This window comes from Pseudomonas sp. R5(2019) (genome assembly GCF_009905435.1).
Lineage (GTDB): Bacteria > Pseudomonadota > Gammaproteobacteria > Pseudomonadales > Pseudomonadaceae > Aquipseudomonas.
The window spans coordinates 39,048-54,102 of the sequence record NZ_JAAAMT010000020.1; the positions used below are offsets into that span (position 1 = coordinate 39,048).

Genomic DNA, 15,055 nt, shown 5'->3' on the forward strand with positions numbered 1-15,055 from the left:
AAGCTCAGCTCCTACAGGCCGGCATGGGCCAAAACCCAGGGCATGCGCTCACTGAGGGTTTGTGAAATTACCGCGCGACAGTCTTGATCGATACACCAGCCGCTGTCGGCGTAGACCGACCATAGATATCCTCGAACCGCTCGATATCGTCCTCGCCCAGGTAGCTGCCCGACTGCACCTCGATGATTTCCAGGGGGATCTTGCCGGGATTGCGCAGACGGTGCACCGAGGCAATCGGAACATAGGTCGACTGGTTCTCGGTCAGCAGGAACACGTTTTCGTCACAGGTGACTTCAGCGGTGCCAGAGACCACGATCCAGTGCTCGGCGCGGTGGTGGTGCATCTGTAGCGACAGGCAAGCCCCCGGCTTGACCGAGAGGTGCTTGACCTGGAAGCGGCCACCCATGTCCACCGAGTCGTAGGAGCCCCACGGTCGGTACACCGCACAGTGGTTCTGGGTTTCGCTGCGGCCCTGCTCGTTGAGGGTGTTGACCAGTTGCTTGACGCCCTGGACCTGGTCCTTGTGGGCAATCAATATGGCGTCTCTGGTTTCGACCACCACGATGTTCTCCAGGCCGATCACCGACACCAGCTTGCCGCTGCCGTGGATCATGCAGTTGCGGCTGTCCTGGATCACCACATCGCCTTTGCTGACGTTGCCGTTGTCGTCCTTCTCGTTCACGTCCCACAGCGACGACCAGCAGCCTACATCGCTCCAGCCGACGTTCAGCGGCACTACGCAGGCGCGTTGGGTCTTTTCCATCACCGCGTAGTCGATGGAGTTGTCCGGGCAGCAAGCGAAGGTGGCTTCGTCGATCTCGATGTTGTCATCGACGTGCTTGCTGCGTTCCAGGGTCAGCAGGCAGGTGTCGTAGATGTCGGCGTCGTGCTTTTTCAGCTCTTCGAGGAAGCGGCTGGCGCGGAACAGGAACATGCCGCTGTTCCAGAAATAACCGCCGGCCTGGACGAATTCGTTGGCGCGTTTCTTGTCCGGTTTCTCGACGAACTGGGCCACCCGGCTGACGCCTTCAGGCAGCAGCGCATCGTTGTTCGACTTGATATAGCCATAACCGGTTTGCGGCTTGGTCGCCGGTACGCCGAACAGCACCATCTCGCCGCGCTCGGCGGCCACGGTGGCCAGGGTCAGGGCGCGTTGCAGGGCTTTCTGATCGTCGATCACGTGGTCGGCCGGCAGCACCAGCATCAACTCGTCGCGGCCTTCGTTGACCAGCTTCATGGCGGTGATCGCCACTGCTGGCGCGGTGTTGCGGCCGAACGGTTCCATCAGGATCGCCTGGGTTTCAAGCTTCAGGGCGCTGAGCTGTTCGTTGACGATAAAGCGGTGGTCCTTGTTGCAGACCACGATGGGCGTGTCCATCCCCTCGAACACCAGGCGCGAGAGGGTTTGCTGGAACAGCGTGTGCTCGCCGGTCAGGGCGAGGAACTGCTTGGGGAACTGCTTGCGCGATAAAGGCCACAGACGCGAACCGCTACCACCAGAAAGAATGACCGGGATCATGGGTGTATCTCCGTAATGAAGTGGGCTGTTTAAGCTGGATCAACGGGTCGAAACCGGGCGCTTGACCCAGACCGGGGCCAGGCTGCTGCCGGAACCTGTGACGTACAGCACGACCGCTTCGCCGCGCTCCAGGGCCACGGGTTTGAGGTCGCTGACTTTCTTGTCGCCCTCATACAGCGCCAGGCTGACTTTCACCGGGTTGATCTCGCGCTCGCCACGGGAGTTGGCCGCCACCGGCTTGACCACTTCGGTCTTGCCGTCGGCGGTCTTGAGGGTCAGGGGTTTGTCGCTGAGGTTCTGCACGCGAACCAGGGATTTCTGCTTGTTCTTGAACGGCGGCTCTTCAACCAGCCTGGGCTCGCCACTGCTGTTGTTGACCAGGGTGTAGTAGTGGTCGGAGGCGAGCTTGACCGGCACGGTCTTGCTGCCCAGCCTGGCGCTGTAGTCGCCCTGGGGCATGAAGCTGAAGTCGCTGCTGGCCTGTGGCCCGATGGCGTTGATGTTGGTGTTGCCAACGGTGGCGCTGACTTCCTGGCTGCTGGCGTTATAGACCCGCACGAAGGTCGAGCCTTTCGGTGCGATAGGACCGTAGAGCGCGGCGTCGGCGCCGGCCCAGGCCTGCAGCGACAGCAGGCTGAAACTGGCGGTCAGGGCGCAGGCCTTGGCGATAGTGTTTTTGCGGGGACGACGATCGTTAGTGTGCAAGGTCATGTGCGTTTCCTCTCAGTCTTTCGTCCGATTGGACGACAAGGCCAGGTCTTGATTGGCGTTACGGGTTTTCTTCAACTGTGCGATTCACTGCGGGTCGAATTCGCTGAGGTCGCTTTTCATGGGCAGATAGCGTTCGGGGAACTCCCAGATCAGTAGCTGGGGCGGGGTGTTCTTGAAGGCATCGGTTTGCAGGTACTTGAGCATTGGTCGCAGCGGGCCGTGACCGTTTTCGGCGTAATTGACCACGTCGCTTTGAAGGGCTTGCTGCAGGGCACCCATGAAGTTCCAGTTGGGATTGGCGCTGTAGCTGGTGCCGACCAGGGCCACCGGGATTTCGTTGTCGGCAAACAGCGCTTCATCGCTGTCGGCCACGCCCTCGGCAACACGGGTGGTGCGTTTGTGCAGGGTGTCCGGTGCTGGCAGCAGGTCGCTGAACAGCGGATCGAGTGGCAGGAAGCTAGTCAGGTCGCCCTTGTAGGGCGTGCTTTGTTCGGTTTCTGTGATGAAGTGCTGCGGCTCTGCGCGCAACGGGCTTTTTTTCGCGACGGCAGCGCCCAGTTGCTGCGCCACGACCTCGGCACCCAGCGGAGTCCAGTGGGTGTCGGTGCGCAGGAACACCTGGCCACGCTCCTTGGCCTGCAGCAGCGGCGTCAGCAGGTCGGGAGCGAAGATGTCGGCCTGGCGGGCCTGGGCATGAAATTCGTTGTAGAGGCCGGTGTGCAGGCTGGCCGGCGCTTGTTCACCGATGTACTCGGCATACAGACGGGCCTTGGCCGGGACGATCGCCAGCACCAGCTCCACCCCGTGTTGCTTGAGGGTGTCGTGCACGCCGCGCATCAGCGCCAGGTTTTCCTGTTCGAAGTGATCGCTGTTGGCGACCGGCTTGAACTCTTCATCGCTGAACAACCATTGCTCGCGACCGAGCACCACGCCCGGGCGGCCTTCGTTGAACAGTTTGAAATCCAGTGCGGCCCAGAGGTTGGTGCCCAGGCGCTTGATCGGAAACTCGTCGTCGTAATGAGTCTCGACGGCCTTGGCCCATTTGCCGTTGAGCAGCGTGGCGTCGCTGTTGGTGTTGAAACCCATGAAGCTGCGCAGGGACCAGGCGCCCAGGCACAGCAGCAGGGCCAGGAACAGCGCGACGTAGAGGATGCGTAATGAACGGGTCATGGTCTGCGCCTCAGAATTGGAAATACAGGAACGGCGAGAAACTCTGCGCCGAGAGTTTGAGAATCGAAGCCACGAACAGCAGCAATACCAGCGCACGGGTGGCATACAGCGACCAGTCGATGACGCCGGCCGAGCTGAGCAGTGCGCCAGGTGCCACGGCAACGGGTTCAGGCTTGGCATTGCGGTAGAAATCACGCAGGCCGAAGTACGCAAGCGTGACGTAGGCCACCACCAGGGTCGTCACTTGGAGGCCGGTCACGCTGGCACGGTTGAGTTCCGACAGCTGCCAGTCACCGAAGCTGAACATGGCGCCGTACATGCGCCCGGCGACGTGCAGGTTCTCGGCGCGGAAGATCACCCAGCCCATCACCACCAGTAGGAACGTCAGTGCCCAGCGCACAGGGTTGAAGCTGCGCGGCGTGGTGTTGATGCCTACAGCTTTCTCGATGGCCAGCCACATGCCATGCCAGGCACCCCAGATGATGTAGGTGAAGTTGGCGCCGTGCCACAGGCCGCCCAGCAGCATGGTCAGGAACAGGTTGCGGTAGGTGGCGAAGCGACCGCCGCGGTTGCCGCCCAGGGTGATGTACAGGTAATCGCGCAGCCAGGTCGACAGGCTGATGTGCCAGCGCCGCCAGAACTCGGTGATCGACTGGCTGATGTACGGCTGCTTGAAGTTCTCCATGAAGCGGAAGCCCATCATCAGGCCCAGGCCGATGGCCATGTCGCTGTAGCCGGAGAAGTCGAAGTACAGCTGTGCGGTGTACGCCAGCGCGCCGAGCCAGGCGTCGCCCGTGGTGGGGTACTGCAAGGCGAAGCAATGGTCGGCGACGACGGCCAGGGTGTCGGCAATAAAGACCTTCTTGACAAAGCCCTGCATGAACCGCGTGGCACCTTCACTGAACTTGTCGAGGGTGTGGGTGCGGTTGTTGAACTGGTCCGCCAGGTCCTTGAAGCGCAGCACGGGGCCGGCGATCAAGTGCGGGAAGATCGCCACGAACGCGGCAAAGTCGATGAGATTGCGCGTCGCCGGGGTATCGCCACGGTAAACGTCGATGATGTAGCTGATCGATTCGAAGATGTAGAAGGAGATACCGATCGGCAGCAGCACGTGGGTCAGGATGAACGGCTCAAGACCAAACGACGTCATGATCGCGTTGAGGCTGTCGACCCCGAAATTGGCGTACTTGAAGTAGCCGAGGATGCCCAGGTCCACCGCCACGCCGAGCAGCAGCCAGCGCTGGGCGGGCTTGGTGCGCACGCCGGCGGCGCCGACTTTGAGGCCGATCCAGTAGTTCCACAGGGTGACGCCGACAAACAGCGCCAGGAAGTCCACCCGCCACCAGGCGTAGAACACGTAGCTGGCGATCAGCAGCAGCAGGTTGCGATAGCGTTGTCCGCTCAAGTAGTACAAGCCGAGAAAGATCGGCAAGAACAGGAACAGGAACACGTTGGATGAAAACACCATCCCGATCTCTCCTTGTTGTATTCCGAATCAAGGGCCGCAGCCCCCCAAACCCCCCACTGAAATCCGGGGGAAAACCAAAATTACTGTCTTGCGCTGTTCGCCTATCCCCTATGGGAACGGGCTTCTAATGTGGGAGCGGATTTATCCGCGAATTGCCTCACCGCGATTCTTCAGATACACCGCACTGCATTCATTCGCGGATAAATCCGCTCCCACAAAAAGCAGCTTCCACGGCGTGTTATTTCTCGGCCTGCGGGTCATAGACCCGAGTCAGGTCACCGCCCAGGCGAAAGGTCTTGAACGGCTGCATCTCATGCTTTTTCTCGACCACCTCGGCACTGCAGCTGTAAAGGCTGCACCACGGCTCGAGCCAGGCGAATTTGCTGTCGATCTTCAGGTCGGTCATGTCCTGTTTCTCGCCGTTCTTGCTCTTGAACGCTGAAGGGGCCTTCACCCCGGCCAGCACCCGATCACCCAGGCGCTTGAGGGCGCTGTTGTTTTCGGGGCGTACGTCGACGCCGTTGACCTGGGCGAAGCTGGCGATCATCGCCAGCGGCGGCAGGGCGTAGTTGTGGTAGGCCAGGGCGCGTTGCTTGCGCTTGAGCTCGTTGGGCAAGAAACCCTGGGCGTCGATCTGGTTGGCAGCTACGCGGTACTCCTTGATCGACCAGTCGAACAGGTCGCGGCGGTCAGTTGCCACGGCGGTGGCCATCACCGACCAGGCGGCCCAGTACGAGTGGTTGTTGATCTTCTCCAGCGGCAGGTTGCTCCAGTCGCTGACGACCTGATCGGCCATGCGCCCGAACCATTTCTCGATCAGTTCGGCCTGGGCCTGATGCGCGGCCAGCGGATGCGAGTTGGAGAACTTCAGCCGCAACCAGGCGGACGACATGCTCCCCAGCGCCCATTTGCGCATCGACTTGCCGGTGTGGTTGAAGTCGGTGGACATCAAGGCGTTGGCCTGGGCCCAGCCGCCCAGCCATGCCAGCGTGCAATCGAGCTGCTCGGGGCGGCCGTCGCGCATGTACTGCATGACCTGCTTGCTCACCCCGCGCTCGAGGGTGGTGATGCTGGCGGTCGAGTCACGGAAGGCTTTTTCCGACGCCAGGTTCAGGGTTGCCCGTGCCTTGTCGGAGCCTTCGTACTTGCTGCGAAAGACCAGCTTGCCGGTGTAGGGCGTCGGCACGGCATCGCACTTGAAGCCGCTTTTGTCGGCCTTCAGCTCTTCGATGCCGGCGTAGTAACCCTGCGGCGGCACCAGTGTCGCGGCCTGTGCGGCCGAGCCGAACAGTGTCATGTCAAGCAGGGCCAGGCCGAGCAGGGCCGGTGCAGCCAGTTTCCGAGCGGAATTTTTCAACGTCTGCATGGGAGCCTCATGGTCCGGCTTGTGCAGTGCGTTGCGCTGCACCGGGGAACACGTTGCGGTTGCATACTTTCGCTTCAACTTTCTGCGGCGCGGCTGCGGCTTCGGGGCCCAGGACTTCCACGGCCAGCAGGTTCTGCCCGGCCCAATCCGCATCGTCGCGCAGCTCAAAGGCGAAGCGCCCGTCGGTTTCGGAGCTTGCCGGCTTTTCGATTCTCACGTTTTCATGACGGCCGTTCATGTACCAGAGGGTCGCCTGCAGGGTTTTCACCGAGGTGTCTTCGAACTGGATATCGATCTGGTGATGGCGGTTCTCGAGGTTCTTGATGCCCCCGCCACGGCCGTTGACCAGCAGCTCGTTGTTGCCCGGCTTGAGCGAGGTACTGGCTCTCAGTTGCGCTGGCTTGCCTTCACAACCGTTGTCGAGCAGGGCCATCATCTGCCGGTAGATGGTTTCCTGGTCCAGGCGGTACAGCGGCGAGAATTCCCAGATGAGGATCTTCGGCGGTTTGGTCTGGAACTCTTCACTGCCCAGGTACTGCAGCATCGAGCCCTCCAGGCCACCGCCGCGGAAGGCGACGTTGAGCACATCGGCGCCGATGTACTGCTCCAGGAAGCCTGCGAAGTTGTAGTTCTTGCCGCTGTGGCTGGTGCCGACCAGGGTGATTTGCGGGTTGCCGGAATCGCCGAACAGGTCTTCGCCGCCGCTTTCGCCCTTGGGCTCGGTGGTGAACTGATCCACGTATTGGATCGCGTAGCTGGTGCCGCACAGTTGCCCGGCGACGGTGTGCATGGTTCCGGTCTTGCCCATGCGCCCGGACCTGTGGGTCTCGAATTCGCGCTTGGGAATCTCGGCGAACCCGGGCACCTGTTTGACCTTCTCGGCAATGATCTTCGCCGCACGCTCGGCACCGTAGGGCGTCCAGTGCTGGTCGCCACGGAAGTAGAAATCATGGCCTTGCTCGGCGAGTGGCAGTTGCTCGTTGGTCAGTACCGACAGGTCGGGCACCCAGTAGCCCATCTTGCTGAAACGGGCGAGCATGCCCTGGTAGTTGCGCAGCGCTTTTTCGTAGTCGAAGGCGGCCTTGTCGGCCGGCTTGAGCATGTTGCGATTGACCAGCCCGCGGGTCGGTTGATAGACCACCACCAACTCCACGCCCCTGGCCTTGAAGGCATCGTGCAGCTGCTGCAGGCGGCGGTAGCCGGCCGGCGTGGTGTCGAATTCGGTGCGCAAGTCTTCACGGGTGCGGAATAGCCAGTCGCCTTCGGCCTGCACAAGGGTGGTGAAGTTTTGCTGATAGCGCGTGGTGTAACGGCTGGCGTCGTGGGCCTCGGGGCAGAGGTTGCAGCACGGCTCGGCGCTGAACGCCGGGGCTTGCACTTCATCGGCATGGGCGACGCCGCTGGCGGCAAGCATGGCGGCGGCCAGGCCCGAGAGGCCAAGCAGTTTGACAAGATGTGGGTGCATAAAAATACCTTCCTTAGTCCCGCATTTCGGTCTGGCGTTCGACGGGGTTGATCAGCACGGCTTTGCGCTGGCGCACCATCAGGTCCAGGATTTCGCCCTCTTTCTCGCCCAGCGCACCAGAGAAACTGATGCCGTTGGGGTTGTTCGGCGCATGCATGGAGACCCGATACAGCGTCACGCTCAGCGGTGAATCGATCGACAGCGGCCCGCTGCCGTTGGCGGCCAGTTCACCGCCGACCAGGGTCAGCGACACCTTGGCGTCGAACGGGTCCAGGGCGAAGTCGCGGTCGGTCTTGGTCAGGTCCTTGATGTGCCCGTAGACGCCCACCAGGCCGTTGGCCATGGCGATGTTTTCGTACAGGCGGATGTTCACGCTGTTGCGCAACCGGATGCCGTGGCGACGGTTGTTGATCACCCGGTTGCCCCAGATCAGGTTGTTGCCACTCTCGTAGAGGGTGATGCCGTCAGTGTGGTTGCGGTAGATCTCGTTGTAGGCGATCAGGTTGTTGATGCTGTTACGGTCGATCACCACGCCCGAGAGCTTGTTGTCATAGATGCGGTTGTTGATGATCCAGCTGTCGTTGACCTCGCGGGAAATGATGATGCCGTGCTTGTTCTTCGTCCCGTGGACGATGTTCTCGGCAATGATCAGGCGGTGCGAGCGGTCGTGCGGGTCAATGCCATAGACGATGTTGTCGCGGTAGGTGTTGCCCTTGAGCACGAAGTCCCGGGTCTCGAAGCAATAGAAGCCGTACCACATGTCCGAGAACTCGGAGCCTATGAACCAGCCGGTCGGTTCGCTTCGATTCATGGCCTTGGCCATGTCCGGGGTGTACTGGGAAATACTCACCCCGTAGGACTTACTCTTGGAGTAACCGAAGCTGGCCATCTTGCTGTTGACCACATAGGTCTCGGTACCGCCCCAGGACAACAGAAACGGGCGGAACTCCTTGGGCGAGCGGAAGGTGGCCGGGCCATTGTCCTTCTCGCGCCAGGCGGTGACTCTGGTGTCGGTGACGAACAGCTTACCGTCGTTGATCAGGAACGAACCGCCTTCCTGGGACAGGCGCAGCTCGCGGGTCTGCTTGTCGATCTCGAGGATGCCCTTGCGTGCGACCACGATCGGCAAGCGGGCGAGAAACACACCCGGTGCGGTTTCGCTGAAGTACTGCTTGGGCAAGGTCTTGCTCAAGTCCTTGAGATTGACGTGGCCATCTTCGATGAAGATCGCCTGCGGAATGCCATGCTGACGAGCGACCCATTCGGCCATTTTGTTGTCGCCGCCGATGAACTCCTTCAGTGTGTCTTCCTGCAGCATGCGCCGCACCTGGACCTTGCCTGCGTGGCTGCGATCGATCCTGGCCTGGACGGCTTCGGCGGTGTAGCCGGAGAGGTCAGGCAGCTTCGGTTTGTCCAGGTGCAGCGGTTCGATCGGCGCACTGCTGACGGTGTAGGTCTTGGCCTGTTGCAAACCCTTGGCCTTCGAGGCCGGTGCCTCGGTGTTGGCCAGCGCCACGCTGGTGGCCAGCAGCAGGGCTGTGGCCAGCAGGCCTCGGCTGCCGAGGTGTCGAATGTTCATCTCATTGTGCTCCTTTGGCGGCTTGCATCAGAATTGCCAGACCACATCGACAAAGGCGCGGTGCATGTACGAATCCGCTTCCTTGCCATAGGCGTCGCCAGGTTTGAATATGCCGACACGCAAGCGCACCAGCGCCGACGGCTCATCAATCGACTGGCTCAAGGCCGCCGGTAGCAGGCCTTGCTTGAAGTACTGGGTGACCACCAGATCCATTTCCTGGCCCAGGTCTTTCTCGCCCTGAATCAGCGGACGGTTGATGCCGTTGTCCTCGACCACGGCATTGATGCCGCTGCCGCCGATGTTCTGATCGCCATCGACGCGCCAGAACTTGTGGTAGATCAGGCTGGCGTCGTAGTCGCCCTGCAGCTGCCAGGACGTGAACAGGGTCGCCGACTGCAGGTTTTCCAGCTCGCCACGCAAGGCCTCACCGAAACGGCGGACGCGCGAGCGAGTGCCGGTGAAGTTGGAACGGTTGCTCTCAAGGCCGGTCTGCTCGTAGTTTCCCGAACCGCGGGCGTAGGCGCCGCCGATTTGCCAGTTCGCGTCCAGGCGCCAGCGGATACCCAAGTCGGTGGCCCAGGCGTTGACGTCGCCGCTCTGCTTGCCGGTGGCAACCTGTTCGTCATTCACCGTGGTGGTGTCGAGGGAATCGCGATTACCCGTCAGCCAGGTCACGCTGCCCCAGTAGTTCAGGGTGTTGGTATTACGGAAGTTGTAGGCATCGCTGTTGGCTTCCAGGCCCAGCCAGGTCAGGTCGCCGGTTTGGGTCTTGTCCTGCGCATCGACGGTCTCGCCGGGGTTGGCCAGCTTGCCGCTGTCATGGCTGTGGTGGGCGCGCAGGCCGACCCAATGGCCCGGTTGCCACTGGGTCGCGACATCGCCATAGACGTGTAGGCGATCCTTGTCATCGGGGGCCAACTCGGTCAGGTCGGTGCGGTATTCGCTGAAGCGCTCGGCCACACCCAGGTTGGCACGCAGCAGGCTGGTGTCGAAGATCCAGTTCAGCGCTTCGATATGGGTGTCGCGCCACATGCCGTCGTCGTTGCGCAGGCGCTGGCGACCGAGCCGCAGCTGCTCGCCGGGGTACTGGGTCAGGCCGCTGTAGCCGATCCAGAACTCGCGCATGGCCAGGTAGCTTTTGTCCGGCTTGCGGTTGTCGCTGCTGTTGGCTTGGCTGCGGTCGACAGTGGACTGGCGCAGGGTGTCGGTTTCGATGATGTCGGTGGCGGCGACCGCCTGGCCCATGGCAAAGGCGCTCCAGTTGCCGCGCCCGCCATAGACCCAGGGACGCAGGTCCAGGCCTGCGCCGTTGACGTCGCCACCGGCGCGGGTGCCCAGGTCACGGTCGTCTTCGGACTGGCCGGTGACTTTCACTTCCAGGCCGAAGTTCTTCTCGGCGTTCATCGCCGCCAGGGTCGGGCACGACCAGATCAGGGTGAAGCCCAGGCCAACGCCGGCTTTCATCCAGGGATTGAGTTTCATAGGGAATTCTCACCGTCTCGTTCTTGCAGCGCGTGCAGTGGCAGTGCGTTCTGACCCTGGTTCACAGAGCCGCGCATTTGCTGCTCCTGCTGCAGCAGGCGTTGGGCCTGGGCACGTTGCGCCGGCGGTAGTTGTTCATTGACTTGCTGGGCAAGCTCGATGGCCTGCGGCGTGTTTTGCTCCAGTGCCAGTTGGCTAAAGACATAGGCGTTGACTGGGTCTGGCTTGGTCCCACGCCCTTGGGAGAACAACTGCGCCAGCGCGTAGTCGGCGTTTTTCTGACCGCCGCGGGCGGCTATCAGCAGATGGTCGAGGGCTTTCTGCGGGTAGACCTGGCCCAGGTAGCCGCGGCGGTATAACTGGCCCAGGTAGTAATGGGCACTGTTTTCGGTGGCGGCGGCGTTTTGCAGATGGCTTTCGGCCTGCTTCGCATCGGCCGGGAGCATCTTGCCTTCGTAGTAGAGCCTGCCCAGCAGCAGCTCGGCACGTGGCTGATCGGCTGCATGGCTTTTGTCGATGTACTCCATCAACTTGTCGACATCACCCAGTTCCGGGAAGTCGTAGAGCAACTGCGCCAGGCTGACCCAGGACGCCGGGTTGGCCGCAGCGACTTGCTCGAGCAGGGCCTGTGCGGTTTTCTGGTCGGTCTGGCCCAGCGTGGCATCGCCGAGCACGCGGGCGACACTGTCGACACGTGTGGCCGGGACTGCGCCGCGTTGGTAAGCGTCTTGCAGTTGCTTGACCAGCTCGGCCTGTCGGTCGGCCTGGCCGCGCTTCTGGTAAACGGTGGCGAGTTCCACGTAGCAAATGTCGGTGGTGTTCAGTGCCGGTTTACAGATGCGTTCGACTTCATCCAGGTGCTGGTCGTAGGTGCCCTGGGTGCGGTGCAGCAACACCTGAGTGAGACCTGCCTGGGGATAGCCCGCGGCGCGCCACTGATCGATCTTCTGCTGGGCGTTGACCTTTGGAAAGCTCTGTGGGTATTGCAGGTACAGCATCGCCAGCGGGATCAGGGTGTTGCCCTCACCATTGGCGAAGGCCTTGGTGAGCAGTTGTTCGGCTTCATGACGCTCGGCTTCGCTGGCGTTGGTTTTGGCGGCCAGCAAACGACCGAGGCGCGCCTGGGCCCGGGGCGAGGTATCGACGGCGGCGCGGTAGATCGCTTCAGCCGACTTGATCTGCGCCGGGTCGCGGGTGCTGACCTTGAGGTCGGCCAGACCGACCTGGGCATCGCTGTAGCCCAGTTCGGCCAGTTGGCGGTAATTGCTCTCGGCCAGCGCCGTGTCACCCCGCTTGAGCGCTTCGTTGGCCAGGCGCTGATCCGGCAGGCCGGCACAGCCACTCAGACCCATGGCGATCGCCAGGCTGGTGATTTTAAGAGCTTCGCTGGCAAGGCGAATCGTCGCACCGCAGCTCCCACAATCATTTGTGGTGCGCTGACTACTGTAGGAGCGGGCTTGCCCGCGATCGAGTCGGAGTCGCGCACGACCGTAGCACTCGCCAGCATTGAGCAATTTCACCGGCATACCCTCCTCAAAGGCCACGAGCCACAGCTTTATCGAACAGCCAATCCAGTGAAGGACCGCGATCGCTGATCACCTCTACCGGGCGCCCCTCCCATTCGCTGCTCAGCGGTGCATCAGGCTTGATCTTCACCCAGATATCCGAAGGCGAATCCTCTCTGTTCAGGTTCTGGCTGCTGATAATCGAGCTGCTGACAATCTGCCCCTTGCGAAAACTGTCTTCGCCGGCGACCTGGAATTTGACCCGGGCGCCCGGCTTGACGGCGTCGAAATGGCGATAGTCGAAGTGCGCTTCGACATTGGCCTGGCTGTTGCGCGGTACCAGCTGGAAGATCACCGCACTCTTGCTGGCGTGCTGGCCGTCAGGTACCAGTTGCTGCGAGACGATGCAGTCACACGGGCTGGTCAGGGTGCCACTCACCTGCTTGCCGAATAGCTCCTCGACTTTGGCCGGTTGCAGCAGCTGGTCGTCCAGATGGTCCTTGAGCATGTCGAGCATGCTGGTGCTGAACGAAGCCAGCGGCGCACCCTTGGCGACCTCGCCGTGCACCTGGACCAGGCTCTGCAGGGTGCCATCACGCGGCATGGTCACGTTCACGCTCGGAAGGCTGACCACCCCGGATTCGGCATGGCTGACGAAGTACATGCCGTACACCGATTTGAAGATCAAGCCGAAGGCCACGAGCCCGAGCAGGAAGATCCCCAGGCTGAAGACCACTGCGCGCAGGCGACCGAAGGCACTCATGCTGCTGACGCCATCCTTGTGCTTGCGCTCCTTGGTGAAGTTGTCGCGCTGCAGGGTGTTCAGCACACCGTCCACGGTGACCAACTCACCGGCCAGGTGCGAAATGATCAGGTGGCGCAGGAAGGTGATCTGGCGTTGCTCCAGGTTCTGGAACTGGCAACCGGCACGGCCGTTGTCCGGGTCGTACCAACGGACCTGGAACTCCACGTCGATGGCCAGTTTCAGGTTGTCGATCAGAAACTGCAGGCTGCCATGGTGGACCTCGCCCACGCGTAGGGGCTGCTTGGCGAGGAGGCAGAACCCGCCGGCCGAGAGATCCTCGATTGCGTCGGTTTCACGGTTGGGGTCGGTGTTGTAGCTCAGCTTGGCCGGAATCCGGACCCGGACGTGTTGGCGCTGGGCTTCGGATTCATGCACAACATTATCGTTCACGGCGGTATTCATCGCGATTGCTCCTTATTAAATCCATTCGGGGTCCGGCTCAGACGACCAGGGTCAGCACAGCAACGAAAATGCTGACCGCCGAGAAGGTCATGGTCCGGGAGGACCAGGTGTTGAACCATTGTTGAAAACTGGCCAGATCACGCTTGAGGACGATGGGCTGGCGCGTCCAGGCTTGTTTGTCGAGGCGGAAGAAGACGTAGATCTTCATGATCGCCCCGGCGACCTGGTTGTAATAAAGGAGCACCGGGTAGGCCGGGCCGATCGTGTGGCCGGAGCACAGCAGCAGGAAGGTCAGGATCAAGCGGGTGATGCCGACCCACAGCAGGTAAACCAGGAAGTACACCGGGCTGAACTTGATGCTGGCGATGATGGCGAGCGTCAGGCCCAGCAGGCAGGCCCACATCGACACGCGCTGATCGACCAGCACCACACTGGTGAACAGCCCCAGGCGGCGAACACCCAGGGCCATTGCTCGCGAGTTCTGCCTCAGGTTGTTGCCGTACCAGCGGAACATCAGTTTGCGGCTGGCCTTGATAAAGCTCTTTTCCGGCGGGTGCTCGACGGTACTGACCGCCGCATCCGGCACGTAGAAGGTGTCGTAGCCCAGGCGCATCAGGCTGAACCAGCTGGACTTGTCGTCACCGGTGAGGAACTTGAAGTGGCCCAGGCGCCAGTGATGCAGCGAGTCGTTTTCCACGTCGGCGATGAATTCGGGGTTGGTCACCACCGAGGCACGGAACATCGACATGCGCCCGGTCATGGTCAGCACGCGCTTGGACAGGGCCATCGAGCACATGTTGAGGTGACGCTGGGCGAAGCGCAGCTTGTGCCATTCGCTCATGATGTAGCTGCCGCGCACTACGCAGAATTCGTTGGTGGTCAGGCCGCCAACGTTGTCGAACAGCTTGAACCAGGGCACGGTCTTGCGCACCAGGCCCTCTTCGAGCACGGTGTCACCGTCAATGACCGCGACCACCGCATTCTCGTCCGGCAAGTGGCGGGAAATCGCGCGAAAACCATAAGCCAGGCCATCACGCTTGCCGGTCCCGGCGATACGGACGAAGTCCAGCTTGACCCGGTCAGGCGGGTTGAGCCTGGCCCAGAGGCTTTTGACCAGCAGCTCATCGGCCATTTCCACCAGCGAGCAGACCACGGTGGTCGGGTAGCCACAGGCGATCGCCTCGCGAATCACCGAGCTGTAGACCTGGGCGGTGGTCAGCGCCTCGATGCGAAAGCTGGTGACCATCAGAAAGACGTGGGACGGATCAGCCGCCGTGCCGAGCTTGCGTACCTTGCGCCGAAGGCATGGGTAGACCACGTAAAGAAACAGCATGCCGCGCACGAAATGCGTGGCACCCATGGTGTAACGCCAGATACCGACGACGCCCAGCAGAAGAATGAAGTACTTCGACTCGGGGTCGAAAATGGTTTTTGGCAGCATCAGGGCGATTGCCATGAGCAAGCTCAAATAGAACAGCCAACCGGCGGCCAGGAGGAGGTCGTGTTTTAGCCTGTGCATGATCTGCATCCGTCTTGTTATCGGGCGTGTTGTAACGGGTCACAACGTCCGAGTTTGGTTAAGG

The 15,055-nt window shown here is 61.6% G+C and carries 10 protein-coding genes and 1 pseudogene; all 11 read right to left on the bottom strand.

Annotated elements, in window-relative coordinates; all coding sequences use genetic code 11:
- Positions 1-67: 67 nt before the first annotated feature.
- Positions 68-1,519, bottom strand: a complete 1,452-nt coding sequence (locus GUY40_RS14930) for a mannose-1-phosphate guanylyltransferase/mannose-6-phosphate isomerase (protein ID WP_166569686.1) — start codon at positions 1,517-1,519, stop codon at positions 68-70.
- 39 nt (positions 1,520-1,558) lie between these two features.
- Positions 1,559-2,230, bottom strand: a complete 672-nt coding sequence (locus GUY40_RS14935; protein WP_166569687.1) for an alginate O-acetyltransferase AlgF — start codon at positions 2,228-2,230, stop codon at positions 1,559-1,561.
- A 12-nt stretch (positions 2,231-2,242) separates the two neighbouring features.
- Positions 2,243-3,400 (bottom strand): annotated as a pseudogene (locus GUY40_RS14940) (alginate O-acetyltransferase).
- A gap of 10 nt (positions 3,401-3,410) precedes the next feature.
- Positions 3,411-4,868, bottom strand: a complete 1,458-nt coding sequence (locus GUY40_RS14945; RefSeq protein ID WP_166569689.1) for an MBOAT family protein — start codon at positions 4,866-4,868, stop codon at positions 3,411-3,413.
- Positions 4,869-5,106: 238 nt separating this feature from the next.
- Complete coding sequence (locus GUY40_RS14950; RefSeq protein WP_166569690.1) at positions 5,107-6,234, bottom strand: mannuronate-specific alginate lyase; 1,128 nt, start codon at positions 6,232-6,234, stop codon at positions 5,107-5,109.
- Positions 6,235-6,241: 7 nt separating this feature from the next.
- A complete protein-coding gene (locus GUY40_RS14955) occupies positions 6,242-7,699 on the bottom strand; it encodes an alginate O-acetyltransferase (protein WP_166569691.1) in 1,458 nt (485 codons plus the stop codon).
- Between the two features lie 13 nt (positions 7,700-7,712).
- Entirely contained in the window at positions 7,713-9,278 is a 1,566-nt protein-coding gene (algG, locus tag GUY40_RS14960; RefSeq protein ID WP_166569692.1) for a mannuronan 5-epimerase AlgG, read from the bottom strand.
- A 27-nt stretch (positions 9,279-9,305) separates the two neighbouring features.
- Positions 9,306-10,760 (bottom strand): alginate export family protein, encoded by a 1,455-nt coding sequence (locus GUY40_RS14965; RefSeq protein ID WP_166569693.1) that lies wholly within the window; start codon positions 10,758-10,760, stop codon positions 9,306-9,308.
- Positions 10,757-12,160, bottom strand: coding sequence for an alginate biosynthesis TPR repeat lipoprotein AlgK (gene algK, locus GUY40_RS14970; protein ID WP_371924818.1), 1,404 nt, complete (start codon positions 12,158-12,160; stop codon positions 10,757-10,759). Before algK ends, GUY40_RS14965 begins: the two co-directional genes overlap by 4 nt.
- Positions 12,161-12,293: 133 nt before the next feature.
- Entirely contained in the window at positions 12,294-13,472 is a 1,179-nt protein-coding gene (locus tag GUY40_RS14975; RefSeq protein ID WP_166569695.1) for a PilZ domain-containing protein, read from the bottom strand.
- Between the two features lie 37 nt (positions 13,473-13,509).
- Positions 13,510-14,991 (bottom strand): glycosyltransferase family 2 protein, encoded by a 1,482-nt coding sequence (locus GUY40_RS14980; protein ID WP_166569696.1) that lies wholly within the window; start codon positions 14,989-14,991, stop codon positions 13,510-13,512.
- Positions 14,992-15,055 lie beyond the last annotated feature (64 nt).

What these genes read in the sequence shown, in the direction of transcription:
- GUY40_RS14930 (WP_166569686.1), bottom strand. Translation starts at nt 1,519, where the DNA reads ATGATCCCGGTCATTCTTTCTGGTGGTAGCGGTTCGCGTCTGTGGCCT.
- GUY40_RS14935 (WP_166569687.1), bottom strand. Translation starts at nt 2,230, where the DNA reads ATGACCTTGCACACTAACGATCGTCGTCCCCGCAAAAACACTATCGCC.
- GUY40_RS14945 (WP_166569689.1), bottom strand. Translation starts at nt 4,868, where the DNA reads ATGGTGTTTTCATCCAACGTGTTCCTGTTCCTGTTCTTGCCGATCTTT.
- GUY40_RS14950 (WP_166569690.1), bottom strand. Translation starts at nt 6,234, where the DNA reads ATGCAGACGTTGAAAAATTCCGCTCGGAAACTGGCTGCACCGGCCCTG.
- GUY40_RS14955 (WP_166569691.1), bottom strand. Translation starts at nt 7,699, where the DNA reads ATGCACCCACATCTTGTCAAACTGCTTGGCCTCTCGGGCCTGGCCGCC.
- algG (WP_166569692.1), bottom strand. Translation starts at nt 9,278, where the DNA reads ATGAACATTCGACACCTCGGCAGCCGAGGCCTGCTGGCCACAGCCCTG.
- GUY40_RS14965 (WP_166569693.1), bottom strand. Translation starts at nt 10,760, where the DNA reads ATGAAACTCAATCCCTGGATGAAAGCCGGCGTTGGCCTGGGCTTCACC.
- GUY40_RS14975 (WP_166569695.1), bottom strand. Translation starts at nt 13,472, where the DNA reads ATGAATACCGCCGTGAACGATAATGTTGTGCATGAATCCGAAGCCCAG.
- GUY40_RS14980 (WP_166569696.1), bottom strand. Translation starts at nt 14,991, where the DNA reads ATGCACAGGCTAAAACACGACCTCCTCCTGGCCGCCGGTTGGCTGTTC.